Raw genomic sequence first — 25,907 nt, 5'->3', positions numbered from 1 at the left:
CAGACAGCCCCCTCCCAGGCGGCCAGCTTCATCCCAAAGGCCCCGGCCGCCGCTCCTCGGTCAGAAGCACATTCGCCTCCACCTGCCCCACCCCCGGCAGGGTCATGATCCGCCGCCTGAGCACCCGCTCGAAATCCGCGATATCCCGCGCCACCACCCGCAGCCGGTAGTCGAACAGCCCCAGCACATGCTGCACCACCTGCACCTCCGGGATGGCCGTCACCGCCCGCTCGAAATCCTCGAGGCTGACCCGCCCCTTGGTCGCCAGCTTCACCCCGAGGAACACCGTGACGCCGAAGCCCAGCGCCGCCCGGTCCACCACCAGCCGCCGCCCGGCGATCACCCCCGCCTCCTCCAGCCGCCGCACCCGCCGCCAGGCCGCGGGCTGCGACAGACCGAAGCGCCTTCCCAGCGCCCCCGCCCCCTGCGTGGCGTCCAAGGCCAGCGCCCGCAGCAGCGCCCGGTCGATATCGTCGAGCTCGATCACAGCGGTAACGCCTCGGCGTCCTTGATCGTGGCGATCAGCATCAGCGCCTCGATATCGGCGATATGCGGCAGGGTCAGGATGCGGCGACGATAGACCTCCTGATACTGCTTCATGTCACGCGCGATCACGTTCAGCCGCACATCCACCCTTCCGAGAAAGGTCTCGATGCCGATCACCTCCGGCACCTCGCGCGCCGCCTCGAGGAATTCGTCGAAGGCGCGCGGGTCGGTCTTGTCCAGCGTGAAGCGCAAGCTGACCTCGACCTCGTAGCCCAGCCGCCGCCAGTCGATCACCGCCTGCCGCGCGCCGATCACCCCGCGTTCGGTCAGCTTCTCCAGCCGCCGCCAGCAGGTCGCGGTGGTGACCCCGGCGCGCTCCGCCAGATCCGCGGTGGAGAGCGCCGGATCGGCCAGCATGTGCCGCAACAGCCGGCGGTCGGTATCGTCGAGCATGGAAATTCCGCCATATGCCATTTCAGCGAATGAATTTTCGCAGAAAATTCGCAACCCGTCAAATTATGAACCCATCATCCCGCCCCGCTCCCTATTCTGCCCGGTAACGAACCACCAAGGAGACCGCCATGCGCGTGTATTATGACCGGGACTGCGACATCAACCTGATCAAGGACAAGAAGGTCGCCATCCTCGGCTACGGCAGCCAGGGCCATGCCCATGCGCTGAACCTGCGCGACTCGGGCGCCAAGAACCTCGTCGTCGCCCTGCGCGAGGGCTCGCCCTCGGCCAAGAAGGCCGAAGGCGAGGGCCTCAAGGTCATGGGCATCGCCGAGGCCGCCGCCTGGGCCGACCTGATCATGTTCACCATGCCCGACGAGCTGCAGGCCGAGACCTACAAGAAATACGTGCATGACAACATCCGCGAAGGCTCGGCCATCGCCTTCGCCCACGGCCTCAACATCCACTTCGGCCTGATCGAGCCGAAGCCGGGCGTCGATGTCATCATGATGGCGCCGAAGGGCCCGGGCCACACCGTGCGCGGCGAATATGTCAAGGGCGGCGGCGTGCCCTGCCTCGTGGCCGTCGACAAGGACGCCACCGGCAAGGCGATGGAAATCGGCCTGTCCTACTGCTCCGCCATCGGCGGCGGCCGCTCGGGTATCATCGAGACCAACTTCCGTCAGGAATGCGAGACCGACCTCTTCGGCGAGCAGGCCGTGCTCTGCGGCGGTCTGGTCGAGCTGATCCGCATGGGCTTCGAGACGCTGGTCGAAGCGGGCTACGAGCCCGAGATGGCCTATTTCGAATGCCTGCACGAGGTGAAGCTGATCGTGGACCTGATCTACGAAGGCGGCATCGCCAACATGAACTACTCGATCTCGAACACCGCCGAATACGGCGAATATGTCTCCGGCCCGCGCATCCTGCCCTATGCCGAGACCAAGGCCCGGATGAAGGAAGTCCTCACCGACATCCAGACCGGCAAGTTCGTGCGCGACTTCATGCAGGAGAACGCCGTCGGCCAGCCTTCGTTCAAGGCGACCCGCCGCATCAACGACGAGCACCAGATCGAGAAGGTCGGCGAGAAGCTGCGCGCGATGATGCCGTGGATCTCGAAAGGCAAGATGGTCGACCGCGCCCGCAACTGACCTCTGCCCAGCCGCGAGACGAGACAGGCGCCCCGCGGGGCGCCTGTTTTCATTCCAGCACCGGCTCGGCGTCCGGTTTGCGGGCCGTCGGTCCGTCCTTGCGCAGGAAGGCGACGCCGCCCTGCGGGCCGTCCTTGGCCAGCGTCGATTTCGGCGCGTTCGGGTCGTGGCGCCGCTCTTCCACCTTGCCCTTGCTGATCAGCGCGAAGGCCAGGACCGCAAGCAGGGTGACGAGCGACAGGAGCGGGATGATCCAGGAAAAGTCCATTCTCTGTCTCCGTATCGGAGGTGAAGCGGCACGCGCAGATTGCCAGCCGCGCGGGGCGGTCCGGCCGCCCCGATACTCCCCAATGCCGGCAGCGCGCGGTGGTTCCCGTTACGCCGCGTCCTTCACCGCCGCGACGATGCCATCGACCACGTCCAGCAGCAGCGCCTCGTCCTCGCATTCGGCCATGACCCGGATCAGCGGCTCGGTCCCCGACTTGCGGATCAGCAGCCGCCCCGACCCGTCGAGCCGGGCTTCGGCGTCGCGGATCACCGCCTGCACCGAAGCCGCCTTCAGCGGCTCCTGCCCGGCGGCATAGCGCACGTTCTTCAGCAGCTGCGGCACCGTCTCGAAGCTCCGGCTCAGCGCCGAGGCCGCCTGCCCGCTCTGCGCCATGGCGGCGAGGAACTGCAGCCCGGCGATCAGCCCGTCGCCCGTCGTCGCGTAATCGGTCATCACGATATGGCCCGACTGCTCGCCGCCGAGGTTCCAGCCGCCGCGGCGCATCGCCTCCACCACATAGCGGTCGCCCACCGGCGTCCGCTCCAGCCGGAGCCCGCGCCCGGTCAGGAAGCGCTCCAGCCCGAGGTTCGACATCACCGTGGCCACCAGCGTGCCGCCCTGCAGCCGCCCGGCGCTGGCCCAGCGGTCGGCCAGAAGCGCCATGATCTGGTCGCCATCGGCCACCTTGCCGGTCTCGTCGAGGATCATCACCCGGTCGGCGTCGCCGTCGAGGCAGATCCCGACATCGGCTCCATGCGCCACCACCGCCTCGGCGGCGGTCTGGGTATGGGTGGAGCCGCAGCGCAGGTTGATGTTGGTGCCGTTCGGCGCGACGCCGATCGGGATCACCTCGGCCCCCAGCTCCCACAGCACCTCGGGCGCGGCGCGATAGGCCGCGCCATGGGCGCAATCGATCACCACCTTCAGCCCGTCGAGCCTGAGCTTCGACGGGAAGGTGGTCTTGGCATATTCCTGATAGCGCCCGCGCCCGTCCTCGATCCGCCGCGCCCGGCCGATGTTCTGCGGCTGGGCCGGAACGATCTCGCCCGCAATGATCGCCTCGATCTCGGCCTCGGCCTCGTCCGACAGCTTGAAACCGTCCGGCCCGAAGAACTTGATGCCGTTGTCCTGATGCGGGTTGTGGCTGGCCGAGATCATCACGCCGAGGTCAGCCCGCATCGACCGGGTCAGGAAGCCCACCGCCGGCGTCGGCACCGGGCCGAGCAGCAGCACGTTCATCCCCGTCGAGGTCAGCCCCGCGGTCAGCGCATTCTCCAGCATGTAGCCCGACAGCCGCGTGTCCTTGCCGATCACCACCCGGTGTTCGGTGCTGGCGTCGCGACGGAAGTAGCGCCCGGCGGCCGCCCCCAGCCGCAGCGCCATCTCGGCGGTCATCGGGTAGCTGTTGGCCTGGCCGCGCACCCCGTCGGTTCCGAACAGTTTCCTCGTCATCCCTGTCTCCTTTGCCCCGCGTCTTCCGCAGGGTCACCATTCATCGCCTGCCACAGCCGCAGCGCCTGCCGCGTCTCGGCCACATCATGCACCCGCAGGATCTGCGCCCCCTGCGCCGCCCCTGCCAAGGCCACCGCAACCGATCCGGGCATCCGCCGGTCGGCCTGCTCCGCGCCCCCCAGCGCGCCGATGAACCGCTTGCGCGAGGCCCCCAGCAGCACCGGGCAGCCGAGCGCGTGGAACAGGGACAGCCGCCGGATCAGCGCGAGGTTCTGCTCCGCCGTCTTGGCGAAGCCGATCCCCGGATCGACGATGATCCGCTCCCGCGCGATCCCCGCTGCGACCGCCGCCTCGATTCTCTCATTTAGATAATCATACACGTCCAGCAGCACGTCGGCATAGCCGGTTTCGCCCGCCATGGTCTCGGGCGTCCCCCGCGCATGCATCAGGCAGACCGGCGCGCCGGACCGCGCCACCGCCGCCGCCATCGCCGGATCGAAACCCATGGCGGAAACGTCGTTGACGATATCCGCCCCCGCCGCCAGCGCAGCCTCGGCCACCGCGGCCTTGCGCGTGTCGATGGATACAGGCGTCCGCAGCCCAGCTTCGCGCAGCGCGGCGATCACCGGGGCGGTGCGGCGGATCTCCTCCGCCACCGCCACCTCGGCGGCGCCGGGGCGGGTGCTCTCGCCGCCGATGTCGAGGATATCGGCCTCCGCCGCCATCGCCCTTGCCTGCGCCAGCGCCTGTTCCGGCGCCGCGAACCGGCCCCCGTCGGAGAAACTGTCGGGCGTGACGTTCAGGATGCCCATCAGCCGCGGCCGGTCCATCCCCAGCCCGGCCAGCGCCGGCCGCGCGGCAGTCAGCGCCGAGAGGTCAGCCACCTCGCTCGCCGGCGCCACCACCGGCGCCCGGCCGCGCTCCATGAGCTCCACCCGGTCGAACCAGCAGGGGCCGCCAACCAGCGGCAGCGCGCCTGCCGGGCGCGCGGGGTCAGTCATCGCGATGGGTCGGACGTAGATCATGGCGAGGTTAATGAGCCCTGCGCCCCCGGTCTGGCAAGCCCCCGAAGCTCACGCCCGCTCCACCGCCACGCGGCTTCCCGCCGGCAGTGTAACAGAGCCGTGAACCACCAGCCGCTCCGCCGCCAGCATCTCGGCCAGCCACAAGGCCAGCGCCACCGGGTCGCGGGTCTGCGGCCCGTCCACCGCGTCGAGCACCAGCTTCGACGGGGCCCAGACGATGCTGCGCCCGTGTTTCATCGCCCAGTCGATCTCGGTCCGTGTCGCCACCACCACGCAGCGCGGGTCGCGCGCCGCCAGCGCCCAGGCGTTCTGCTCGATGGCCAGAAGGTCGATCCGCCGCTGCGTCGGCCTGTGCCCGGTCTGCGGCGGCGCCTCGTCCGGCAGGCCGACGGCGAGGATCAGCGGCAGCCCCCGCGCCTCCAGCGCGTCGAGCCGGGCCGAAAGATCGGGCGCGGCGATGGTCGCATTGTCGAGGAACACCACCAGCGGATGCAGCGCGGCTTCCTTGCCCTCCGCCGTCAGCGCCCGCGTGGGCTGCTCGGCGCGCGAGCGCATGATCTCGACCCCAAGCGCCCCCGGCCCGCGGTCCAGCTTCTCGATCCGCACGAAGACCCGCATCGCCTGCGGTTCGGCCAGGATACGCTCCGCGACTCGCTCGGCCAGCGTCTCGAGCAGGTTCAGCCGCTCGGCCGACAGTTCCGCCGCGATGGATTCGGTCAGCGTGTCATAGGACAGGATGCGGTCCACATCGTCCTGCAGCGGCGCCGGATGCGGCCGCACCTCGACCACCACGTTGAAGCGCACGCGCTGCCTCGTGCCGCGTTCCTGCTGGAAGGCGCCGATCTCCACCTCGACCACATGGTCGCGCAGGCTGATCCGGTCGCGCCGGGCAGCGCCGGCAGAGGCGTCAGCCCGTTCCTCGGGATGCCCGAAGGCTAGGCGGATGTCGTTGGTCAAGGCGGCCTCCCGGCGTCACGGTCTGCCCGCAGCATAGGAGAACGGACGGCCCTGCCTTGCCCGAAGGCGGCAGGCAAGGCAAGACCGGCGACACATCAGCCGGCGGGAACCGCCGCACCGGGCTGCCGGTAGAAGTAATGCGCGCCGATGGCCACGGTGCGCGGGAAGCGGTGCGCCCAGCCGGGCCGCACGGCGTTGGTGTGGAAATGCGTGGCCCCGTCGGTCAGCTGGCGCGGCGCGCCCGACAGCATCACCGAGGCGATCTTGCCGGCCCGGGCATAGGCGCCCTTCTCGCGGATCGTCTCCGGCTTGCCGTCGAAGGTGTAGGAGAACTGGCCGCCCTGATTCACCACCCCGCAGACCGAACCGGGATAGGCCGGGCTGTCGGCGCGGTTCAGGATCACCTCGGCCACGGCGAACTGGCCGCGGATCGACTCGCCGCGCGCCTCGAAATACAGCGCCTGCGCCAGGCACTGCCAATCCGCCGTGCGCTGCGCCGAGGGCTGGCGCGCCAGCCAGTCGGCGTCATAGCGGATCTGCGCCGGCTCGACCGTGCGGCCCTTGCCGGCGCGCGGCTTGGCCACCGCCAGCTTGGCCGGCACCACCTCGGCCTCGGCCGGGCGCTTCGGGTCGCCCACCGCCGCCGCCATCAGTTCCAGCCGTTTCACCGGCAGGGCGCCCAGAGCATTCCGCTCGGCGCCCAGCAGCGCCGAAAGCTGTCCGCCGAGCGAGGCGGCGGGGTCGTTGGACTGGCTCACCGTCACATCGGCGAAGGCCGCACCGCTCAGGACAAACAGCAGCGCGGCGCTGCGGGTCCAGGTCTGAAGCAAGCACATTTACACATGTTTCCCGGTCGTTTCCCGTCCCGTTTCGCACCATCGGGACCGAAGTTGATCCCACTGTGCAAACCGCAACAGGAGCCGGAGGTAGACACAAAAGCTTAACAAGTCTACCCACGTGGTATTTATACAACTGTGAGACGATATTCTTTGGGCGATTTTTGGCCGACAGCAGAAACCCCCGCCTGCGGCGAAACATCCGATTCGCGCTGCCAAGCCGCTGGAATCAGGCCGGTTTCCCGAACTCCCTGTCGCGCAGCGCCAGATGGGCCGCCGCCAGCCGCGCCAAGGGCACGCGGTAAGGAGAACAGGAGACATAGTCGAATCCGGCGGTCCGACAGAAGGCGATCGACTCAGGATTCCCCGCATGCTCGCCGCAGATCGACACCGTCAGATCGGGGCGAGTCGCCCTTCCGCGGTCCGCCCCGATGTGCAAAAGCTCCCCCACCCCGTCGACATCGAGGATGTGGAACGGGTCCTCCGGAAACACCCCCTTCTGCACATAGGTGTTCATGAACCGCCCCGCGTCGTCGCGGCTGAGACCATAGGTCATCTGCGTCAGGTCGTTGGTGCCGAAGGACAGGAACGAGGCGTGCTGCGCGATCTCACCGGCCCGCAAGGCGGCGCGCGGCGTCTCGACCATCACCCCCAGCTTGTAGTCGAAATCCGTCCCCGCCTTGGTCCGCACCATCGCCGCCACCGCGTCGATCCGGGTCTTCACCAGCTCCACCTCGCGCTTGGCCGAAACCAGCGGGATCATGATCTCCGGCACCACCGAACCGCCACGCCGGGCGATCTCGATCGTCGCCTCGAAGATCGCCTGCGCCTGCATGTCGTAGATCTCGGGCAGCACCACCCCCAGCCGCACGCCGCGCATCCCGAGCATCGGGTTGAATTCGGCCAGCGCCTCGGCCCGCCGCGTTACCTCCGACAGCGGGCGGTCCAGCGCCTCGGCCAATTCCAGCATGCCCTCGCGCGAATGCGGCAGGAACTCGTGCAAGGGCGGGTCCAGGAGACGGATGCAGACCGGCAGGCCCTGCATGATCTCGAAGAGCTGCACGAAATCCGCGCGCTGCATCGGCAACAGCCGCACCAGCGCCGCGGCGCGATCCTCCGACGTGTCGGCAAAGATCATCTCGCGCATCACCACCAGACGGTCGTCAGTGAAGAACATGTGCTCGGTCCGGCACAGCCCGATGCCCTGCGCCTCGAAGTTGCGCGCCATTTGCGCATCGGCGGGCGTGTCGGCATTGGCCCGCACCCCGATGTCGCGCACATCGTCGGCCCAGGACAGCAGCCTGCGGAAGTTGTCGTCCAGGGCCGGCCCCAGCATCGCCGCCGCCCCGGCCAGCGCCTCGCCCGCCGTGCCGTCCACGGTGATGATGTCGCCCTCGCGGAACACCCGGCCATCCGGCGCCACCAGCCGCTTCTCCCGCGCATCCAGCCGCAGCTCCGACGCGCCCACCACGCAGGGCAGCCCCAGCCCGCGCGCGATCACCGCCGCATGGCTGGTGACCCCGCCGCGCTCGGTCAGCACCCCCGCGGCCGAATTCATCCCCCGGATATCCTCCGGCGCAGTCTCGCGCCGCACCAGGATGCAGGGCTCGCCCCGCGCGGCCGAGGCCTGCGCCGCCTGCGACGAGAACACGATCCGCCCCACCGCCGCCCCCGGCGAGGCCGGGATGCCGCGCACGAAGCGGTCGCGCCCGCCGCGCGGATCGACCTGCGGGTGCAGAAGCTCCGACAGCGCCCGCGGCTCCACGCGCAGCAGCGCCTCCGACCGGGTAATCACCCCGTCATCGGCCAGCGCCACCGCGATCCTGAGACCCGCGCGCGACGACCGCTGCACCTTCACCGCATCCAGCACCGACAGACGCCCGTCCTCGATGGTGAACTCGATCTGCATCTCCTCGCGCAGCCGCACCCGGCAGACGGCGCCATGCTTCACCAGCTGGGCAAAGACCTCCGGCGCCAGATCCTCCAGCGAGGGCCCGCGCGGGTCGCGGATCAGATACATTGCCTGGGGCTTGGCATGCCGCCCGCCCGCCTGATCGAAGTAGCGCCCGGTCACCTGCGCCGCCCCGGTCACCGGATCGACGAACTGCATGACGCCCGAGCCGGACATGCCCTGCCCGATACCCTGCGCCATCTCCTGCACCACCAGCCCCAGCCCCGCCGCCTCCGGCGCGCCCTTGGCCTGCCGCAGAAGCCGCGCCGAGGTGCCCTCCCAGGCCCGCGCCATCGAGCGCAGCACCTCGCCCAGCTGCCGCGCCGGGTCTTCCGGGAAGGCTTCGTCCATCTCCTCGCGATAGGCATGCAGCGCCGCGCGCAGCGCCTCGCCCGAGGCTTCGGCCTGATCGAACATGTCGGGGTCGAGCCGCGCCACATGGATCGCATAGCTCTGGATGAAGCGCAGATAGAGCGCGTCCGCAGCATCGATCCCGTGGGTCTGGGCCAGCAGCGCATGGCGCGCGGCATTCATCCCGATATTGAGCACGGTGGCCGGCCCGCCCCAGTCGGGGTTCTCCGGGCTCGGCCGGACCGAGATCAGCGGCCCCGCGCCGAAGTTGCGCAGGATGCCTTCGCAATCAACGGTTTGCCCCGCCGCGATGGCGCGCACCGTGGTCGCGGGCAGCGCCACGGTCTGCGGCACCGGCAGCTCCAGCCGCACCAGCCGCTGCAGGCATTTCGCCCGCCAGCCATGGGTCTTGGGCGTGATCGCCGCAGTCGGGGTGATCGGCGCGAAATCGGTGATCGGCTCGAGTTTCTGCACTGCGGCACTCCTTCCGGCGCAGGATAGCCGAGTTGGGCCTTGGCGCAAGCGGATAGGGCGGAGGGAGGGCGCAGCCCTCCCCACTGCCGTCGGATTTTTCGTTCCGAAACGAAGGGTTTGGGCTCAGCCCTCGACCTTGGTCAGATCCGCCACCTGCCCACAGATCGCGCGGATGCGGTGCAAGAGGTTCAGCCGGTTGCGCCGCAGGATCGGGTTCTCGGCATTCACCTGCACCGCCTCGAAGAAGGCGTCGATCGGCGCGCGCAGGCTGGCCATGGCGGTCATCGCCGCCGCGAAATCCTCCTCGCGCATCGCCGGGCGGATCACCGCCTCGGCCCCGTCGAGCGCGGTGAACAGCGCGCGTTCCGCATCGGTCTCGGCGAATTTCTCATCCGCCCCGAAGGAATACTCCACCCCGTCCTTGGCCTCGGCCTGGCTCAGGATGTTGTTGGCCCGCTTGAAGCCCTGCAACAGGTTCGTCCCGTCATCGGTCTTGAGGAACCCCGCCAGCGCCTCCGCCCGCTTCACCAGCAGCGTCAGATCGTCATTGCCGGGCATGGCGAGACAGGCGTCGATGACATCATGCCGGATGCCCTGATCGCGCAGGTAGACCTTCAGGCGGTCGTGGAGGAAGGAGAGGAGGTCGTTGGTCTTGGTGCGAGCAGCTGTTTCAATACTCTCCCTGAGCTCTCCAAGCAATTCTTCATGCTCCCGAGTCCGCTTATCGGGATTGGCTAAGCTCTCCGTAGAGTCTGCATAGGATTTTAGCAGAAGCGAAAACACTTCCTCGTTGCCAGCAGCAGTGGATAGAACATCTGCGATAGCTTGATTGACGTCTGACCACTGTTGCGCTGCTTGTTTCGCTTCGTGCTTAGTCATTCGAGAACTGACTAGAGCCTGCATTTCTGCCCTAATCCTATTCCCCAAGACCAACCGAATAACCCCCAACGCCGCGCGCCGCAGCGCATAGGGGTCCTTGCTCCCGGTCGGCTTCTCGTCGATCGCCCAGAACCCGGTCAGCGTGTCGATCTTGTCGGCCAGCGCCACCGCGACCGAGACCGGATCGGTCGGCACCGAGTCCCCCTCGCCCTTTGGGCGCCAGTGATCGCGCGCCGCCAGAGCCACGGCGTCCGGGAAACCAGCCTCCCGGGCGTAATACATGCCCATCAGCCCCTGAAGCTCCGGGAACTCCCCGACCATCGCCGAGCGAAGATCTGCCTTGGCCAACCGCGCCGCCTGCTCGGCAATATCTGCATCCGCATCAACAAGAGGAGCGATCTCGCGCGCCAGGGCGGCTATGCGTTCAATGCGGTCGTGCTGGCTGCCAAGCTTGTTATGGAACGTGACAGCTTTCAGCCCGTCCAGCCACTCGCCCATGCCCGCCTTGGCGACGCGCAGGTCGTTCTCCCAGAAGAACTTCGCATCCGACAGCCGCGCCGACAGCACCTTCTGGTTGCCCTTCAGGATCGTCTCGCCATGGTCCGCCGTCTCGCGGTTGGCCACGGTCACGAACTTCTCGATCCGCCCCGACTTCGGGTTCTTCACCGAGAAGAACTTCTGATGCTCGCGCATCGAGGTCTGCAGCACCTCCGGCGGCAGGCCGAGGAAATCCTCGCCGATGGCCCCCATCAGCACCACCGGCCATTCCACCAGCCCCGCCACCTCGGACAGCAGCCCGGCGTCCGGCACCACCTCCAGCCCCTGCGCGAAGGCCTGGGTCGTGGCGTCATGCCAGATGGTCTGCTCGCGCTCGGCGGCATCCAAGACCACGAAGGCGCGCTTCAGCTTCGCCGCGTAATCGTCGAAGGACGAGACCGGGAACCGACCCGGCGCCATGAAGCGATGGCCCTCGGTCGTGTTGCCGGCGCTCAGATGATCCACCGTCACCGGCACCACCTCGGCGCCGCTCTCGTCGCTCAGAAGGCAGAGGATCGAATGCAAGGGCCGCACCCAGCGCAAGCTCCCGCTGCCCCAACGCATCGACTTCGGCCAGGGGAAGCCGCGGATCGCCCCCTCCACCGCCTCGGCCACGATCTCGGCCGCCTTGCGCCCGGGCTTTTCCAGCACGGCGAAATACACCTGGCCCTTCTTGTCGTCGCGCAGCTCCAGCTGCTCGCGCGAAAGCCCGGTCGAGCGCAGGAACCCCTCCAGCGCCGCGGCGGGCGCATCGGCCTTCGGCCCCTTGCGCTCCTCGCGCTGCATCGGGCTCTCCGCCGTCAGCCCCTGCACCGTCAGCACCAGCCGCCGCGGCGTCGAAAACGCCCCGGCGGAGGCATAGGTCAGCCCCGCCTCGACCAGCGCATCGGTGACGAGCTTCTTCAGATCCTCGCGGGCGCGGGCCTGCATCCGCGCCGGGATTTCCTCGGAGAAGAGTTCAAGCAGAAGATCGGGCATGGGTCACTCTTCCTCGGGATTGAGCTGGTGCCAGGCATAGCCCCGGCCATCGGCAAAGACCGCGACCACGCGGTCGATGCCATCGGCGACCTCGGCCTCGGACAGGAAGGCGATCGCCTCGCCGGTCTTCAGCGCCGCATCGATCTGGCCCGCGTCGAAACAGTCGAACCAGCCGGGGGCCACCAGCGGCGTCGCCTCGTCATAGACGCGGTAGGTCTCGGTCAGCATGGCCTGGGTCAGCGGCGTGGTGAAACAGGCGCGGAACCGCAGCGGCGACGAATCCGCGTCGATCCCGGTCACGTCATTGGCGACGATCACCTCGGGCTCCTCGCCGATGATCGGCGTCAGCCGGATCTCCTCGCCGGGGGTGAAGGCCACGGGCTCGTAGAAGGCATAGATCTGCAGCCAGTAGATCAGCGCGCCCGCGCCCAGAGCAGTCAGAACGATGGAGGCCACAACAATTCTTCCATTCATGTTCAGACCCAATCGAAAGTCATGTGGGGCGACGGGCGCTGCTTGGCCATCTGGCGGAAATCGGCCGCCTGTGCACAGCGGCTGGGGTCCATCCACTCATGGGTCTCCACGAACAGATGGTCCATCAGGTCAAGGCATCCCGACTGCACCAGATGGGGAATCAACTCCCACTCTCCGCCTTCGATATCGACCTTGAGCACGGCTATCCGCTCTCCGAGTCCCCGCACGAAACTGGCAAAATCCAGCACCCGCACTCCGGTGGCGGTGCCGGCGTCCATCCCCTTGCCGCGGTGGACCAGCGATGATCCGGGCGACCCCTTCAAAGTGGCTTCGGACCAGCCTTCCGGGCGCTGGATTTCCGCGAGTCCGTCCGACACGCCTGCCGCTGCGCAGAGGAGCTTTACCCCGTCTCTTCCTTCCAGACGCTGGGACAATTTCGCAAAGGTCGCAGGATCCGGCTCGAAAGCAATTACCCGCATCCCACGATCCAGCATGCCCTCGCTGATCTCGCCCACGTTTGCGCCCAGATCGATGCAAAGCGAGCCCTTGGGCAGCCCCTCGATCACCGCGAAGAACTCGGCCAGTCGGCGCGCGACATAGGCGCGATAGAGCTTGCGCGCCGCCTTGCGTCCTATGCTGCCGGGAACAACGCGGATCACGTCAAGAAGGCGCTCCAGCACCGTTGCCGGACGCTGGATCAAAAACATGTGCTGGTGGTGCGGGCGGTTCCGGACATCCCTGGGGTTGCGATAGCGCATGATCCCGGCCTCAAGCGCCGGCGTCGGCAAGTGTGCCGCCGCCGGCTTCGGTGGTGACGAAGGCATCGGCGCAGCGTTTCGCCAGCGCCCGCACCCGGCCGATATAGGCCTGCCGCTCGGTGACCGAGATCACCCCGCGCGCGTCGAGCAGGTTGAAGAGATGCGAAGCCTTGATGCACTGGTCATAGGCCGGATGCGCCATGACGATCTCGCGCCCGGCCTTGTCCACCGGATCGGCGCTCAGGATGCGGTCGCATTCCTTCTCGGCGTCCTCGAAATGCGCCAGCAGCATCGCCGTGTCGGCCTGATCGAAGTTCCAGCGCGAATATTCCCGTTCGGTCTGGCGGAACACGTCGCCATAGCTCAGCGGCGTCGGGCTGTCGGGGTCGTTGTAGGGCATGTCCATCACGTGATCGACGCCCAGCACATACATCGCCAGCCGCTCCAGCCCGTAGGTCAGCTCGCCCGAGACCGGGCGGCAGTCATGCCCGCCGACCTGCTGGAAATAGGTGAACTGGCTGACTTCCATCCCGTCGCACCAGACTTCCCAGCCCAGGCCCCAGGCGCCCAGCGTCGGGCTCTCCCAGTCGTCCTCGACAAAACGGATGTCATGCAGCCCCGCGTCGATGCCGATCGCCTCGAGCGAGCCGAGATACAGCGCCTGCAGATCCGGCGGCGAGGGTTTGATCAGCACCTGATACTGGTAGTAATGCTGCAGCCGGTTCGGGTTCTCGCCATAGCGCCCGTCGGTCGGGCGGCGCGAGGGCTGCACATAGGCCGCGGCCCAGGGCTTCGAGCCCAGCGAACGCAGCGTGGTCGCCGGGTGGAAGGTGCCCGCGCCGACTTCCATGTCATAGGGCTGCAGCACGGCGCAGCCCTTGCTGCCCCAATAGGTCATCAGCCGCAGGATGATCTCCTGAAAGCTGCGCGGGGAAACGGGTTTGCCGGTCATGTCTGGCCCTCTTGCAAAGCGCCCTCTCCATAGGCAAGAGGCGCGAAAGGGTCAATGCGAACCGGGCTTTCGCTGAGGCAGAAGTGATGTGCATCCGCGGGGCCGTCTGGTAGCGTCGCGACAATGAATTTTACGGGATTGACGGCACGATGAGACAAGCGATTTTCCTCCTGGGTCTGTTGACCGCGCTGGTTTTCGGCGCAGCGGCCATGGCGCAGGACCGGGTCTGGGTGCAGATCGAGGCGCAGCCGACGCTGCGCGAGGGCGAGGAGCGCGCCCGCGCCTATGCCGGCGCCTTCCCGGATGTCTCGGGCTTCCAGATGACCTCGGGCTGGTACGCCATCCTGCTCGGCCCCTACGGTCCCGACGTGGCGCGGCTCCGGCTGGACAGCCTGCGCGCCGAGCGGCTGATCCCCTCCGACAGCTTCATCGCCGACGGCCGCAACTTCCGCCAGCAGTTCTGGCCCGCGGGCCAGCTCGGCGCCCCGCTGCCGCCGCCGGTCGCCATCACCCCGCTGGACGACATCCCCAGCCTGATGCAGCCGGACCCCCAACCCGATCTCGCCCAGCCGCAACCGCTGTTCGACGAGACCCCCGCCGAGGCCCGCGCCTCCGAGTCCCTCCTGACCCTCGCGGAACGGCAGGACCTGCAGCGCGCGCTGCAATGGTTCGGCTTCTACGCCGCCGGCATCGACGGCGCCTTCGGCGCGGGCACCCGCACCTCGATGGCCGCCTGGCAGGAGGCCAACGCCCAGCAGCCGACCGGCATCCTGACCACCGCCCAGCGCCGCAGCCTGATGCAGGGCTACGAGTCCGCGCAGGCCGAACTTGGCCTCGAAACCATCACCGAGGCCGAGGCGGGTATCGAGATCACCCTGCCCACCGCGCTGGTGGCATTCGAGCGCTACGAGCCGCCCTTCGTGCGCTACGCCGAAAAGGACGGCTCCGGCGTCCGCGTCATCCTGATCAGCGAGCCGGGCGATCAGGCCACGCTCTACGGCCTCTACGACATGCTGCAGACGCTGGAGGCCGTGCCGCTGGACGGCGCCCGCGAGCGCCGCGAGACCAGCTTCACCATCGAGGGTCGCAGTGCGGATCTCGCCAGCCACACCCATGTCGAGCTGGCGCAGGGCATGGTCAAGGGCTTCATGCTGATCTGGAATCCGGACGACGACGAACGCATCGCCCGCGTGCTGACCGCCATGCAGTCGAGCTTCCGACCCATCGGCGACCGCGCGCTCGATCCCGGCATGGTGATGATGGACGCGGCGCAGCGCGGCGGGCTCACCACCGGGCTGGAGGTGCGCCGCCCCGCCCTGTCGCGCTCGGGCTTCTACATCGACGCGCAAGGCTCTGTGCTGACCACGGTCGAGGCGCTGCAATCCTGCCGCCGCATCACGCTGGACCGCGACACCGAGGCGGAGGTGGCCTTCCGCGACGACACGCTCGGCATCGCCGTGCTGCGCCCGCGCCAGCCGCTGGCGCCGCAGAGCTACGCCAGCTTCCAGGGCGCCGCCCTGCGCCCGGGGTCCGAGATCGCGGTGGCCGGCTATTCCTACGAGGACCAGCTGCCCGCCCCGACCCTGACCTTCGGCGCGCTCGACGGCGCCACCGGGCTGAACGGCGAGCCCGACCTGCGCCGGCTGACGCTGACCGCCCTGCCCGGCGACGCCGGCGGCCCGGTGCTGAGCACCTCCGGCGCGGTGCTCGGCATGCTGCTGCCCAAGGCCGAGGGCGGCGCCCGCCAGCTGCCGGCCGAGGTCGGCTTCGCCGCCGCCGCCGACGCCCTCGCGGCCCGTCTGGCGCAGGAAGGCCTCAGCCCGCGCAACGCCACCCCGACCGGCGCGCTGGCCCCCGAGGATCTCACCCGCCTCGGCATGGGCATGACGGTTCTGGTCTCCTGCTGGCAATAAGGCAAACCCGGCGGGCCGCCTCAGGCCCGCCAGACTTCAGGCCCGCCAGAACCGCGGCATGAACATCACGTAGACCGCCAGCAGCTCCAGCCGCCCGACCAGCATCCCGGCCAGCATCAGCCATTTGGCGCTGTCGGGAAAGCCATGCACCGCCCCCGTCGCCCCGACTTCCGGCCCGAAGGCCGGGCCGACATTGGCGATCGAGGTCCAGGCCGCCGTCACCGCGGTGATGGTCTGCAACCCGGTCAGCGACAGCGCCACGGTGAGGATGCCGAAGCTCAGGATGAACATGGTGAAGAACAGGATCACCGAGCTGATCACGTCCTCGCCGACCCGCCGCCCCTCGTAATCGAGGAAGATGATGGCGTTGGGGTTCTGCAACCGGCGGATCTGCACCTTCATCGCCTCGATCAGGATCAGGAACCGGAACACCTTGATCGAGCAGCTGGTGGACGAGGTGCAGCCGCCGATCAGCCCCGCCACAATCAGCACCACGAAGGGAAACGGCCCCCACAGCGTCAGGTCGACGCTGGTGAACCCCGTCCCCGAAAAGGTCGAGACCACGTTGAAGGTGCTTTCCCGCAGCGTCGCCCAGAACGGCTGGCCGCGCACGATCAGCTCGTGCAGCACGATCAGCCCGATGGCGTAGCCGTTCCAGCGCAGATAGGCCCGCACCTGCGCGTCGCGCCACAAGGGCCTGGCCATGCCCTGCGCCAGCTGCACGTAGCGGATGAAGGGCAGCGAGGCGAGCAGCATGAACACCACCGAGGCATATTCCGCCGCCCCGGCGAAGGGCGCGAAAGAGGCGTCATACATGGTGAAACCGCCGGTCGAGACGGTGCAGAGCGTCAGCACCAGCGCCTCGAAGGCGCTCATCCCCAGCGCGAAATAGACCATGAAGCAGGCCAGCGTCAGCAAGAGGTAGATCTGGATCAGCGCGGTGGAGATATCCAGCGCCCGCGGCAGGATCTTGCCCAGCGTGTCGAAGCCCTCCGAGCGGAAGAACTGCATCCCGCCGACCTTCATCACCGGCAAAAAGATCATCGCCACGATGACGATCCCGAGGCCGCCCAGCCATTGCAGGATGCCGCGCCACAGGTTCGTGCCCATCGGCAGCGCGTCCAGCCCGACGAAGACCGTGGTGCCGGTGGTGGTCATGCCCGACACGCTCTCGAACATCGCGTCGGTCAGCCCGACGTCGGGCGCGCCCAGCATGAAGGGCAGCGCGCCGAACAGCGGCAGCGCCACCCAGACGCCGGCGGTCAGCATGAAGCTCTGCTGCAGGCTCAGCCCCTGCCCGCGCGGCGCGCCATTGGCGCAGGCCAGCGCCACCAGCAGGCCCGAGAGCACGGTGATCAGCGCCGATTGTGCGAAGGCCAGCCAGTGCGGATCGTCCGACATGTAGTCCAGCGCCAGCGGAAACAGCATCATCCCACCCATCGCGGCGACGAGCAGACCGATGATGTAACCGACGGGGCGCGGATCAAGCATGGCGCAGGCTTGTCGTCACGGGCGGCGCTGTCAACCTAAGCCCGCCAGAAACGCGGCAGCACCAGCACGAAGACCGCCAGAAGCGCCAGCCGTCCCATCAGCATCGCCACGATCATCAGCCATTTCGCCGCCTCCGGGAAGTCGATAAAGGTGCCGGTCGGCGCGACCAACGGGCCATAGCCATAGCCGATGTTGCCCAGCGAGGTCCATATCCCGAACAGGGCCGACAGCGTATCCACTCCGGTCAGCGTCATCAGCACGCTCAGCACGCCGATGGTCAGCACATAGCTGGTGACGTAGAGGATCAGCGCGTTCATCACGTCATCCTCGACCCGCCGCCCGTCATAGCGCACCGCGGTGACCCGGTGCGGCGCGGCGATCTGGCGGACCTGCGCCACGATGGCGGCGAACAGCACCTGCACCCGGAACACGCTCAACGCCCCCGAGGACGAGCCGGAACAGCCGCCGATCATGCCGACGCTGAAGGCCACCAGCATGGCGAAGCCGCCCCAGCCGCCGAAACTGCCGGAAAAGAACCCGGTGCCGGTGAAGATCGAGGTGACGTTGAACAGCGCCTCGCGGAACACCTGCTCCGCCGCCTGATCCGAGGTCATGAGCCGCCACAGCACCACCATCGCCACGGCATAGGCCAGCCAGCGGGTCAGCGCCCGCAGCTGCGCATCCCGCCACAGCGCCGTCGGCGCGCCGTTCACCATCTGCGCGAAGCGGATATAGGGCAGGCTGCCCAGGAACATGAACAGCGCCCCGGCATATTCCGCGGCGCCCGGATACTTGCCGAAGGAGGCGTCGGCCGGCGAGAAGCCCCCGGTGGCGATGGTCGCCATCGCGTTCACCGTGGCGTCCAGCACCGACATGCCCAGCGCCAGATAGGTCAGCCCGCAGACCGCCGTCAGCCCGACGTAGACCTGCAGCAGCGCCCAGGCGATGTCGGTGGCGCGCGGCAGCACCTTGCCCATGGTGTCGAAGCCCTCGGTGCGGAAGAACTGCATCCCCCCCACCCGCATCACCGGCAAGAAGATCATGGCGATGAAGGCGATCCCCAACCCGCCCAGCCAGTTCATCATCCCGCGCCACAGGTTCATCCCCGCCGGCATGCCGTCCAGCCCGACGATCACCGTCGATCCGGTGGTGGTGATGCCCGACACGCTCTCGAACAGCGCGTCGGTCAGGCCCAGCCTCGGGGCGCCGAACAGGAAGGGCATGGCCCCGAAGAAGGACAGCGCCAGCCACAGCGCGAAGGTCAGCACGAAGGCCTGCCGCAGGTTCAGCTGCCCCTTCACCCCGTTGGCGCAGGCCAGCGTCACCATCGACCCGGCCAGCAGCGTCAGGATCGCCGCCTCCAGCACATCCCAGCCGTTCGGATCGGCCAAGGCGAGATCGACGGCGGCAGGCACCATCATCGAGACGCCCATCACCACGACCAGCAGGCCGACCACAAATCCGACGGGGCGCAGGTCCAGCATGATGCGCGAGCCGTGCCCGCGCGCCAAGGCAGAGTCAATCCCGCCCGAGCGCGCCAAAGGGCGAAGGCTCAGCCGACGTGGAACAGCGTGCCGAACAGCCGCGGATCGAGGCTCTCCGCGGCAAAGGTCGGCCCCTCGGTCAGCACCGAGACCGCGTCATGCGAATGCAGCGATTCCTGATGGCTGGCCACGACGCGGAAATCGCCGATCCGCGGCTCCGCCAGCAGCTGCGCCGCGAAACTGCGCGCCGCATCCTCGACGAAGATCGGGTTGGCCGCGTTCAGCTCGGCGAATGCCTGCTCGTCCTCGCGCTTGACCATCACCTGCGTCTCGGTCGGCACCGCCGCCCGCGCCAGATCGATCAGATCCTCGAACCAGAGGCAGGTCTTGCCCACCACCTCCACCGAGATCCGCGCCACCGAGCGCTGCGAATGCGGCGTGGCCAGCTGCCCCCGCTCGCGCCGCGCGTGCTCCGACAGCTCCAGCGAGCAGGGGCAGGTGCTGGAATAGACGTAATCGAGATGCAGGAACTTCTTGCGCACCCCGCCCTTGTCCACCAGCTCCAGCGCGATGTCGTAATACTGCCAGCCCGACAGCCCCGAGCGCAGCGACTGCACCCGCACCGGGAAGGAGAACCGCATCTGGATCCGCGCGTCGAAGCTGTCGAGGTCGCGCTTGTAATCCTCCAGCGCGTGCTCGATCACCTCGAAGCTGAAGCAGCGCTCGGCATGGGCATAGAACGACCGCATGATGCGGCTCATGTTGATGCCCTTCTTCTCGGCCTCGAGGCTCACCGTCCCGGTTACCGAGGTCTCCAGCATCAGATCGCCGTTGTCGCGCGTGTGATAGCGGATCGGCAGCCGGAAGTTGGAGATCCCGACATGCTGGATCAGCCGGTTCGCGCCCACGATCAGGCTCGCCGGCCCGTTCTGCAGGTCGGGCAGCGTGTCCTTGTAGGCAGCGTCCACCCGGAACTGCTTCGGATAGGCCCGGCTCAGCTCGGGGTAGACCAGCGCCGTCGCCGCCGGGTCCAGCGTGGCGATCTCGGCGTCGGAGGACCTGCCCGCCCATCGCCGCAGCACGGCCAGAGCGGCTTCGGCCTCTTCCCGGCTTGGCTTGCGGTCGGCAACCGGAGTCTGGATGTTCATCGCGCGCCCCTTCTCATAAGACTGCGGAGTGACCCCGCCTATATAGGCGAAGTCCTACCGTTCCCCAAACGAACTCTCCTGATACGCGCGACGCAGCGGAACAGATCACCGACCAAGAGCCGATGGATCAGATCGCCGACAGCGCGGCCATCAGATCGGCGATCAGGTCGTCGGGGTCTTCCAGCCCGACCGACAGCCGGATCAGCCCCGGCGTGATCCCCAGATGCGCCTTCTGCTCATCGGGCAGCCGCTGATGCGTCGTGGTCGCCGGATGGGTCGCGATCGACTTGGCATCGCCCAGATTGTTGGAAATCTTGATGATCTCCAGCGCGTTGAGGAAACGGAACGCCGCCTCCTTGCCGCCGGCGATGTCGAAGGCCACCATCGTGCCGCCGCGTTTCAATTGCCGCGCCGCCAGATCATGCTGCGGATGGCTCGCCAGCCCCGGATGGATCACCCGGCTCAACCGCGCGTCGCCCTGCAGCGCAGCCGCGATCTTTTCCGCGCCCTCGGCCATCGCCCGGCATCGCAGGTCCAGCGTCACCATCCCGTTCAGCATGATCCACGCCGTGAACGGGCTCATCGAGCCGCCGGTATGCTTCATGTAGGGCTCGACCACCTTGCGGATGAACTCCACAGTGCCGCAGATGACCCCGCCCAGCGCCCTGCCCTGCCCGTCGATATGCTTGGTGGTGGAATAGACCACCACATCCGCCCCCTGCTCCACCGCCTTCGAGAAGACCGGCGTGGCGAACACGTTGTCCACGATCACCAGCGCGCCTGCGGCATGGGCGATCTCGGCCACGGCGGCGATGTCGATCACCTCCAGCGTCGGGTTGGAGATCGATTCGAAGAACACGGCCTTCGTCCCCGGCCGCACCGCCGCGCGCCACTGGTCCAGATCGGCCCCGTCGACAAAGCTCACCTCGACGCCGTAGCGCCCCAGCACTTCCTCGAGGATGTAGAGACACGATCCGAACAGCGCCCGCGCCGCGACCACATGATCGCCCGCCCGCAGCATCGACACCAGCGCCCCGTTCACCGCCGCCATCCCCGAGGCGGTGGCGAAGGCATCCTCCGTCCCCTCGATCGCCGCGATCCGCTCCTCGAACATCCGCGTCGTCGGGTTGCCGTAGCGGGCGTAGATGAACTCGTCCTCGCCGGTCTTCACGAAACGCGCTTCCGCCGATTCGGCAGTCTCGTAGACGAAGCCCTGCGTCAGGAAGATCGCTTCGGCCATCTCGCCATACTGGCTGCGGCGGCTGCCTTCGTGCACCAGTTGCGTGCGGGTTTTCCAGTCCTTCGTCATCGTCTTGCCCTTCGCAGCAAAAAGCCCCCGAGCCGGTAGAGGCATCGGGGGCTGCAAAGCCCTCACCCTCTTTAGCGGTTTGTTTAACGTGGCCCGCAATCCGGTAACAAAGCGCCACGTCTGGCGGCATACGCCTTGGCTTGCGCTGCGTCAACAGGCCGAATCGGCCGGGCCTGCGGGCTTTTGCCAGAGCGTGCGAACCTCCACCCAAGGGTAGCTAAGCGCGATCTCCCGGCCCCAGAACGCGCCCGCGGCCCAGGCATCGGGATGCTCGGGGTCAAGCCCGTAGTCGATCTGGGCGATCCGCTCGGGCGACATGCGCAGCGTGTAGCGCAGCAGCAGGAACTGCTCCAGCCACGCCTCCTCGTCCTTGTTGGTGAACAGGTCGGGACGCGGCGTCGGCTCCGGGTCGTGCATGGCGGGATGACCTCCGTAAGATGCGCAACCGTCCTGCACGGTCGCCTCGGGCGCAGCCGATGCTCCGCCCCGCGCCGCCGCCTGTCAACGGGCGCAGCGCGTCCCGGCCGCTTTGCCCTTGCCGCTGCCGTCATTTGCGCCATCCTTGGCTTTCCGACAAAAGGAGTCCCCCATGCCGCAGGACATCGACCTGTATTACTGGCCCACGCCGAACGGCTGGAAAGTCACCATCGCCCTCGAAGAGCTGGGCCTGCCCTACCGGCTCAAGCTGGTGAACATCAACGCGGGCGACCAGTTCGACCCCGACTTCCTCAAGATCGCGCCGAACAACCGCATGCCCGCCATCGTCGATCCCGAGGGCCCGGACGGCAAGCCGATCTCGATCTTCGAATCCGGCGCGATCCTGCAATACCTCGCCCGCAAGACCGGCAAGCTCGGCGGCCCGACCGAGCGCGACCGCATCGCGGTGGATCAGTGGCTGATGTGGCAGATGGGCGGAGTCGGCCCGATGGCTGGTCAGGCGCACCATTTCCTGAAATACGCCCCGCAGATGGACCCGCCGCAGGACCTGCCCTATGCGCAGAACCGCTACCGGACCGAGGTCGGCCGTCTCTATGGCGTGCTCGACCGCCAGCTGCGCGGGCGCGAATTCGTCGCCGGCGATTTCCTCTCCATCGCCGACATCGCGATCTGGCCCTGGGCGCAGAACTGGGAAGCCCAGCAGCAGAGCCTCGACGACAAGCCCGACCTCGCCCGCTGGCTGAAGGCGCTGGCCGAGCGTCCGGCCTTCCTCAAGGGCAAGGCCGTGGCGGCCGAGGCCCGCAGCACCGCCCCGCTCGACAAGGCCTCGCAGGACCGGCTCTTCGGCATCAAGCGCGACTGACGCGAAAGGCCGCCCCTCCCGGGGGCGGCCCTCTCTTGCCAAATCCTTAACAGAAATCTTGAAGCCCTTTCCGATCAATGGCTTGACCGGATTTTCACGCGTGAAACCTCACGCCTCGGGCTTCTCCTCGACCCCGTATCTCTTGAAAAGCCCGCCCTGGGTCATGAAGAACAAAAAGATCGCCCCCGGAAGCCCGAAGGTCTTGAAGCTGACCCAGGCCTCGGTGCTCATCGTCCGCCAGATCGCCTCGTTCGCCACCGCCAGCGCGAAGAAGAACAGCGCCACCCGTTTCGTCAGCAGCATCCACCCGGCGGGCTGCAGCGGCACCGCCTCCTCCAGCACCAGCTTCAGCCAGCTCTGCCCCCTGAGCAGCCCGATCCCGAGGATACCCGCGAACAGCAGGTAGATCATCGTCGGCTTCATCTTGAAGAACCGCTCGTCATTCAGCCAGACCGACAGCCCGCCGAACAGCACCACCAGCACCACCGTCGCGACCTGCATCTTCGACAGCTTGCCGGTCAGCGCCCAGAGGATCCCCGTGGTCAGGATCAGCAGCGGAATGAACGCCGCCGTGACCACGATGAAGCCATGATACTCGGTCCCGCCGAAGGTATAGACCTCGTCCTTCAGCCGCCCGTAGCCGATGAAGAAGGCCACGATCGGCCCGTACTCCAGCAGCATCTTCAGGACCGGGTTGATCTTGCGTGTCATCCGTCTCTCCTATCCCGCCGCCTGCACCAATATGGCGCCCGCCGCGATCATTCCCATCAGGCCGATCTTCACCGGCCCGCTTCTCTCGCCCAGAACCAGCCAGCCGATGGCGGCGGCGAACAGCGTCGAGGTCTCGCGCAGCGCCGCCACCTCGGCCACCTTGCCCAGCCGCGTCCCCAGCATGACCCCGCCGAAGCTCACGAAAGCCACCAGTGCCCCGATCATCCCGCGGACCATCAGCGGCCCGAAAGCCTCGGGCCAGCGCCCCGCCCTGCGGATGCGATAGGCCGTCAGCAGCGGAAAATCCACCGAGGTCATCAGGAAGAACCACGCCAGGAACGTGAACGGGTCCGGCGTGAAGCGGATGCCCCAGGCGTCGTAGGTGGTGTAGAAGGCCACGATCAGCCCGCCCGCGAAGGCCCAGGCGAGCCCCAGCTTCAGCTCCGCCCGCCCGATCACCACCCCGCCGAGGTTGATCCGCGCCAGGAACAGGATCGCCCCCGACAGCATCGCCACCCCGAGCCACTGCAAGAGCACGTAATGCTCGCCCAGAAACAGCGCGGCGAAGGTCAGCGTCGCCAGGGGGCCGGTGCCGCGCACGACGGGGTAGACCACCGTATAGGCGGCGCGTTCGTAGGCCAGCGCCATGGTCAGCTTGTAGGCGAAATGGATCGCCATCGCGCCCACCAGAACCATCCACTCGGCCCCCTCGGGCCGCGGCACCAGAAACAGCGCCACCGGGGCCGAGAAGATCAGGATCCAGAGGTCGATCGCCCCCCGCGTGTTCCACGGGTCGTGCCGGCCCTTCTGCAGCGCGCCGAAACAGGCATGGGCCACCGCCGACGTCAGCGCCAGCCCCATGGCCAGCCGCGCGCCCTCCGGCGTGCCTTCGAGCGAGACCAGCCACTCGGTCATCGACAAGACGGCATCAGGCGTCGAGACCCATCAGCGCGCGGGCGAAGTCCTCGGGGTCGAAGGGGGCGAGATCGTCGATCTGCTCGCCGACGCCGATGGCATGGATCGGCAGGCCGAACCTGTCGGCCAGCGCCACCAGCACCCCGCCCTTGGCGGTGCCGTCGAGCTTGGTCATCACGAGGCCCGAGACATCGGCCAGCTTGCGGAAGATCTCCACCTGATTGAGCGCGTTCTGCCCGGTGGTCGCGTCGAGCACGAGGATGGTGTTGTGCGGCGCGTCGGGGTCCTTCTTGCGGATGACGCGGACGATCTTGGAGAGTTCCTCCATCAGGTCGGCGCGGTTCTGCAGCCGCCCCGCCGTGTCGATCATCAGAAGGTCCGCCCCGTCGGCCTGCGCCTTGGTCATGGCGTCGAAGGCGAGCGAGGCCGGGTCGGAGCCCTCGGGCGCGGTCAGCACCGGCACGCCGGCGCGCTGGCCCCAGACCTGCAGCTGCTCCACCGCGGCGGCGCGGAAGGTATCGCCAGCGGCGATCACCACGGATTTTCCCGCCGCCTTGAACTGCGAGGCGAGCTTGCCGATGGTCGTGGTCTTGCCCGAGCCGTTCACCCCGACGACCAGCACCACCTGCGGCCGCTTGGCCGACAGCGGCATCGGCCGGGCGACGGGTTCGAGGATGCGGGCGATCTCGGCGGCCAGCGCCTCCTTGATCTCGCGCGACGAGACGCGGCGGCCATAGCGGCCCTCGGCGATGTTGGCGGTGACGCGCAGCGCGGTCTCGACGCCCATGTCGGCCTCGATCAGCATCTCCTCGAGGCTTTCCAGCATCGCGTCGTCGAGCACCCGGCGCGGCTCCTCGGCCTGACCGAAGAGCCGGCCGAAGAGGCCCGGGCGCTGCGGCTCGGGCTCAGGCTCAGGCTCGGGCAACGGGCGGATCACCGGCTGCGGCGCGGGGCGCGGCGCTTCCGGCTCAGGGGCCTGCGGCTCTGCGGCTTTCGGCTCGGGGGCCCTCGGCTCGGGGGCCCTCGGTTCAGGCGCCCGCGGCTCGGGGGCGACCGGCGCGCTCGGGGCCGGCGGCGCGGCTTCCGGCCCGGCGTCGACCAGCGCGTCGACCCCGTCCGACAGCCGGTCGGAGGACCGGAACATCTTTTCGCGCATCTTCTTGAAGAATGACATCCGCGCCTCCGCTGCTCACACGCCTTCTCACCTAGTCGCTTCGGCGCGGCGAGGGAAGGGGCCAAGGCGCCGCCGGGCGCGCCAAGCGGCCCCGCGCAGGCGTGACTGGCCATCCGGCGGGGCCTCTGGCACTCTGGCGGGCGTCACGGAACGGAGACGATGATGCGCGCCCTGCTGCTGTCCTGCCTGCTTGCCGCCCTGCCCGCCGCCGGCTTCGCCGAGGAGCCGATCAGCGCCGCCGAGTTCGAGGCCTATGCCACCGGCAAGACCCTCTCCTATGCCGTGGGCGGTCAGGTCTACGGCGCCGAGCAGTACCTGCCCGGCCGCCGCGTGCTCTGGGCCTTCAAGGGCGAGGAGTGCAACTACGGCCGCTGGTACGAGGAAGACGGCAAGGTCTGCTTCGTCTACGAGCATGACGCCACCCCGCAATGCTGGACCTTCTACCGCGGTGCCGAGGGCCTGCGGGCCCGGTTCGGCGAC

The 25,907-nt window shown here is 68.1% G+C and carries 24 protein-coding genes and 1 riboswitch; of the genes, 4 read left to right on the top strand and 20 right to left on the bottom strand.

From position 1 onward, the window contains the following. Positions 1-28: 28 nt before the first annotated feature. Entirely contained in the window at positions 29-487 is a 459-nt protein-coding gene (locus C5F48_RS13080; protein ID WP_107664348.1) for an Lrp/AsnC family transcriptional regulator, read from the bottom strand. Then, the gene (locus C5F48_RS13075; protein ID WP_107664347.1) at positions 484-939 is read right to left on the bottom strand and encodes an Lrp/AsnC family transcriptional regulator; all 456 of its coding nucleotides are present in this window, start codon (positions 937-939) and stop codon (positions 484-486) included. The genes C5F48_RS13080 and C5F48_RS13075 overlap by 4 nt, the downstream gene beginning before the upstream one ends. A gap of 128 nt (positions 940-1,067) precedes the next feature. Here C5F48_RS13075 and ilvC point away from each other — a divergent pair, with 128 nt between their 5' ends. Then, complete coding sequence (ilvC, locus tag C5F48_RS13070; protein ID WP_107664346.1) at positions 1,068-2,090, top strand: ketol-acid reductoisomerase; 1,023 nt, start codon at positions 1,068-1,070, stop codon at positions 2,088-2,090. 49 nt (positions 2,091-2,139) lie between these two features. Here the strand turns inward: ilvC and C5F48_RS13065 are convergent, their stop codons facing one another. The 10 genes from C5F48_RS13065 to C5F48_RS13020 form a co-directional block, all read right to left on the bottom strand. Continuing rightward, the gene (locus C5F48_RS13065) at positions 2,140-2,358 is read right to left on the bottom strand and encodes a hypothetical protein (protein WP_107664345.1); all 219 of its coding nucleotides are present in this window, start codon (positions 2,356-2,358) and stop codon (positions 2,140-2,142) included. 108 nt (positions 2,359-2,466) lie between these two features. Next, on the bottom strand, positions 2,467-3,810 hold the full coding sequence (gene glmM / locus C5F48_RS13060) for a phosphoglucosamine mutase (protein ID WP_107664344.1): 1,344 nt from the start codon (positions 3,808-3,810) through the stop codon (positions 2,467-2,469). Then, entirely contained in the window at positions 3,807-4,835 is a 1,029-nt protein-coding gene (gene folP / locus C5F48_RS13055; protein WP_107664343.1) for a dihydropteroate synthase, read from the bottom strand. Before folP ends, glmM begins: the two co-directional genes overlap by 4 nt. A gap of 48 nt (positions 4,836-4,883) precedes the next feature. Then, entirely contained in the window at positions 4,884-5,792 is a 909-nt protein-coding gene (locus C5F48_RS13050) for a dihydroneopterin aldolase (RefSeq protein ID WP_107664342.1), read from the bottom strand. Positions 5,793-5,887: 95 nt separating this feature from the next. Continuing rightward, positions 5,888-6,628 carry a cell wall hydrolase gene (locus C5F48_RS13045; protein WP_107664341.1) on the bottom strand — a complete coding sequence of 247 codons (741 nt, stop codon included), beginning with the start codon at positions 6,626-6,628 and terminating at the stop codon, positions 5,888-5,890. A 229-nt stretch (positions 6,629-6,857) separates the two neighbouring features. Next, on the bottom strand, positions 6,858-9,404 hold the full coding sequence (locus C5F48_RS13040; protein WP_107664340.1) for a putative PEP-binding protein: 2,547 nt from the start codon (positions 9,402-9,404) through the stop codon (positions 6,858-6,860). Between the two features lie 123 nt (positions 9,405-9,527). Next, positions 9,528-11,798 carry a glycine--tRNA ligase subunit beta gene (gene glyS / locus C5F48_RS13035; protein WP_107664339.1) on the bottom strand — a complete coding sequence of 757 codons (2,271 nt, stop codon included), beginning with the start codon at positions 11,796-11,798 and terminating at the stop codon, positions 9,528-9,530. A gap of 3 nt (positions 11,799-11,801) precedes the next feature. Beyond that, complete coding sequence (locus C5F48_RS13030) at positions 11,802-12,272, bottom strand: DUF6446 family protein (protein WP_107664352.1); 471 nt, start codon at positions 12,270-12,272, stop codon at positions 11,802-11,804. 2 nt (positions 12,273-12,274) lie between these two features. Beyond that, a complete protein-coding gene (locus C5F48_RS13025; RefSeq protein ID WP_170139634.1) occupies positions 12,275-13,030 on the bottom strand; it encodes an FkbM family methyltransferase in 756 nt (251 codons plus the stop codon). Between the two features lie 10 nt (positions 13,031-13,040). Continuing rightward, a complete protein-coding gene (locus C5F48_RS13020; RefSeq protein ID WP_107664337.1) occupies positions 13,041-13,982 on the bottom strand; it encodes a glycine--tRNA ligase subunit alpha in 942 nt (313 codons plus the stop codon). A gap of 149 nt (positions 13,983-14,131) precedes the next feature. Here C5F48_RS13020 and C5F48_RS13015 point away from each other — a divergent pair, with 149 nt between their 5' ends. Beyond that, on the top strand, positions 14,132-15,895 hold the full coding sequence (locus tag C5F48_RS13015; protein WP_107664336.1) for a serine protease: 1,764 nt from the start codon (positions 14,132-14,134) through the stop codon (positions 15,893-15,895). Between the two features lie 36 nt (positions 15,896-15,931). On the opposite strand, the gene C5F48_RS13010 is transcribed toward C5F48_RS13015, so the two are convergent. The 5 genes from C5F48_RS13010 to C5F48_RS12990 form a co-directional block, all read right to left on the bottom strand. Beyond that, positions 15,932-17,386 (bottom strand): TrkH family potassium uptake protein, encoded by a 1,455-nt coding sequence (locus tag C5F48_RS13010; RefSeq protein WP_107664335.1) that lies wholly within the window; start codon positions 17,384-17,386, stop codon positions 15,932-15,934. 35 nt (positions 17,387-17,421) lie between these two features. Further along, positions 17,422-18,870: a TrkH family potassium uptake protein gene (locus C5F48_RS13005; protein ID WP_107664351.1), complete on the bottom strand. Its 1,449-nt coding sequence runs from the start codon at positions 18,868-18,870 to the stop codon at positions 17,422-17,424. Positions 18,871-18,938: 68 nt separating this feature from the next. After that, on the bottom strand, positions 18,939-20,018 hold the full coding sequence (gene folE2, locus C5F48_RS13000; RefSeq protein ID WP_107664334.1) for a GTP cyclohydrolase FolE2: 1,080 nt from the start codon (positions 20,016-20,018) through the stop codon (positions 18,939-18,941). Positions 20,019-20,145: 127 nt separating this feature from the next. Then, positions 20,146-21,327, bottom strand: coding sequence for an O-succinylhomoserine sulfhydrylase (metZ, locus tag C5F48_RS12995; RefSeq protein ID WP_107664333.1), 1,182 nt, complete (start codon positions 21,325-21,327; stop codon positions 20,146-20,148). 50 nt (positions 21,328-21,377) lie between these two features. Next, positions 21,378-21,455: riboswitch (SAM riboswitch) on the bottom strand. 22 nt (positions 21,456-21,477) lie between these two features. After that, positions 21,478-21,744, bottom strand: a complete 267-nt coding sequence (locus C5F48_RS12990) for a hypothetical protein (protein ID WP_107664332.1) — start codon at positions 21,742-21,744, stop codon at positions 21,478-21,480. Positions 21,745-21,916: 172 nt separating this feature from the next. Here C5F48_RS12990 and C5F48_RS12985 point away from each other — a divergent pair, with 172 nt between their 5' ends. Then, positions 21,917-22,627 (top strand): glutathione S-transferase N-terminal domain-containing protein, encoded by a 711-nt coding sequence (locus tag C5F48_RS12985; RefSeq protein ID WP_107664331.1) that lies wholly within the window; start codon positions 21,917-21,919, stop codon positions 22,625-22,627. 108 nt (positions 22,628-22,735) lie between these two features. Here the strand turns inward: C5F48_RS12985 and C5F48_RS12980 are convergent, their stop codons facing one another. Genes C5F48_RS12980 through ftsY form a run of 3 tightly spaced genes read right to left on the bottom strand, consistent with a single transcriptional unit; the run spans position 22,736 to position 25,427 of the window. Next, a complete protein-coding gene (locus tag C5F48_RS12980) occupies positions 22,736-23,338 on the bottom strand; it encodes an inner membrane-spanning protein YciB (protein WP_107664330.1) in 603 nt (200 codons plus the stop codon). Between the two features lie 9 nt (positions 23,339-23,347). Beyond that, entirely contained in the window at positions 23,348-24,253 is a 906-nt protein-coding gene (locus C5F48_RS12975; RefSeq protein WP_107664350.1) for an EamA family transporter, read from the bottom strand. Between the two features lie 13 nt (positions 24,254-24,266). Next, complete coding sequence (ftsY, locus tag C5F48_RS12970; protein ID WP_107664329.1) at positions 24,267-25,427, bottom strand: signal recognition particle-docking protein FtsY; 1,161 nt, start codon at positions 25,425-25,427, stop codon at positions 24,267-24,269. Between the two features lie 159 nt (positions 25,428-25,586). Between ftsY and C5F48_RS12965 the strand changes: the two genes are divergently transcribed. After that, the coding region (locus C5F48_RS12965) for a hypothetical protein (RefSeq protein ID WP_258186502.1) at positions 25,587-25,907 on the top strand (321 nt) is incomplete at its 3' end.

This window comes from Cereibacter changlensis JA139, from assembly GCF_003034985.1.
GTDB lineage: Bacteria > Pseudomonadota > Alphaproteobacteria > Rhodobacterales > Rhodobacteraceae > Cereibacter > Cereibacter changlensis.
Note: the sequence above shows the minus strand (reverse complement) of the source record. Positions and strands in the feature narration are given on the sequence as shown.

Excerpts from the sequence above, each read along its gene's own strand:
- C5F48_RS13045 (WP_107664341.1), bottom strand. The coding sequence starts at position 6,628 with ATGTGCTTGCTTCAGACCTGGACCCGCAGCGCCGCGCTGCTGTTTGTC.
- folE2 (WP_107664334.1), bottom strand. The coding sequence starts at position 20,018 with ATGAACATCCAGACTCCGGTTGCCGACCGCAAGCCAAGCCGGGAAGAG.
- C5F48_RS13065 (WP_107664345.1), bottom strand. The coding sequence starts at position 2,358 with ATGGACTTTTCCTGGATCATCCCGCTCCTGTCGCTCGTCACCCTGCTT.
- C5F48_RS13015 (WP_107664336.1), top strand. The coding sequence starts at position 14,132 with ATGAGACAAGCGATTTTCCTCCTGGGTCTGTTGACCGCGCTGGTTTTC.
- C5F48_RS12975 (WP_107664350.1), bottom strand. The coding sequence starts at position 24,253 with ATGACCGAGTGGCTGGTCTCGCTCGAAGGCACGCCGGAGGGCGCGCGG.
- C5F48_RS13010 (WP_107664335.1), bottom strand. The coding sequence starts at position 17,386 with ATGCTTGATCCGCGCCCCGTCGGTTACATCATCGGTCTGCTCGTCGCC.
- C5F48_RS13020 (WP_107664337.1), bottom strand. The coding sequence starts at position 13,982 with ATGACCGGCAAACCCGTTTCCCCGCGCAGCTTTCAGGAGATCATCCTG.
- C5F48_RS12985 (WP_107664331.1), top strand. The coding sequence starts at position 21,917 with ATGCCGCAGGACATCGACCTGTATTACTGGCCCACGCCGAACGGCTGG.
- metZ (WP_107664333.1), bottom strand. The coding sequence starts at position 21,327 with ATGACGAAGGACTGGAAAACCCGCACGCAACTGGTGCACGAAGGCAGC.
- C5F48_RS12990 (WP_107664332.1), bottom strand. The coding sequence starts at position 21,744 with ATGCACGACCCGGAGCCGACGCCGCGTCCCGACCTGTTCACCAACAAG.
- ilvC (WP_107664346.1), top strand. The coding sequence starts at position 1,068 with ATGCGCGTGTATTATGACCGGGACTGCGACATCAACCTGATCAAGGAC.
- C5F48_RS13005 (WP_107664351.1), bottom strand. The coding sequence starts at position 18,870 with ATGCTGGACCTGCGCCCCGTCGGATTTGTGGTCGGCCTGCTGGTCGTG.
- glmM (WP_107664344.1), bottom strand. The coding sequence starts at position 3,810 with ATGACGAGGAAACTGTTCGGAACCGACGGGGTGCGCGGCCAGGCCAAC.
- folP (WP_107664343.1), bottom strand. The coding sequence starts at position 4,835 with ATGATCTACGTCCGACCCATCGCGATGACTGACCCCGCGCGCCCGGCA.
- C5F48_RS13025 (WP_170139634.1), bottom strand. The coding sequence starts at position 13,030 with ATGCGCTATCGCAACCCCAGGGATGTCCGGAACCGCCCGCACCACCAG.
- ftsY (WP_107664329.1), bottom strand. The coding sequence starts at position 25,427 with ATGTCATTCTTCAAGAAGATGCGCGAAAAGATGTTCCGGTCCTCCGAC.
- C5F48_RS13075 (WP_107664347.1), bottom strand. The coding sequence starts at position 939 with ATGCTCGACGATACCGACCGCCGGCTGTTGCGGCACATGCTGGCCGAT.
- C5F48_RS13030 (WP_107664352.1), bottom strand. The coding sequence starts at position 12,272 with ATGAATGGAAGAATTGTTGTGGCCTCCATCGTTCTGACTGCTCTGGGC.
- glyS (WP_107664339.1), bottom strand. The coding sequence starts at position 11,798 with ATGCCCGATCTTCTGCTTGAACTCTTCTCCGAGGAAATCCCGGCGCGG.
- C5F48_RS12980 (WP_107664330.1), bottom strand. The coding sequence starts at position 23,338 with ATGACACGCAAGATCAACCCGGTCCTGAAGATGCTGCTGGAGTACGGG.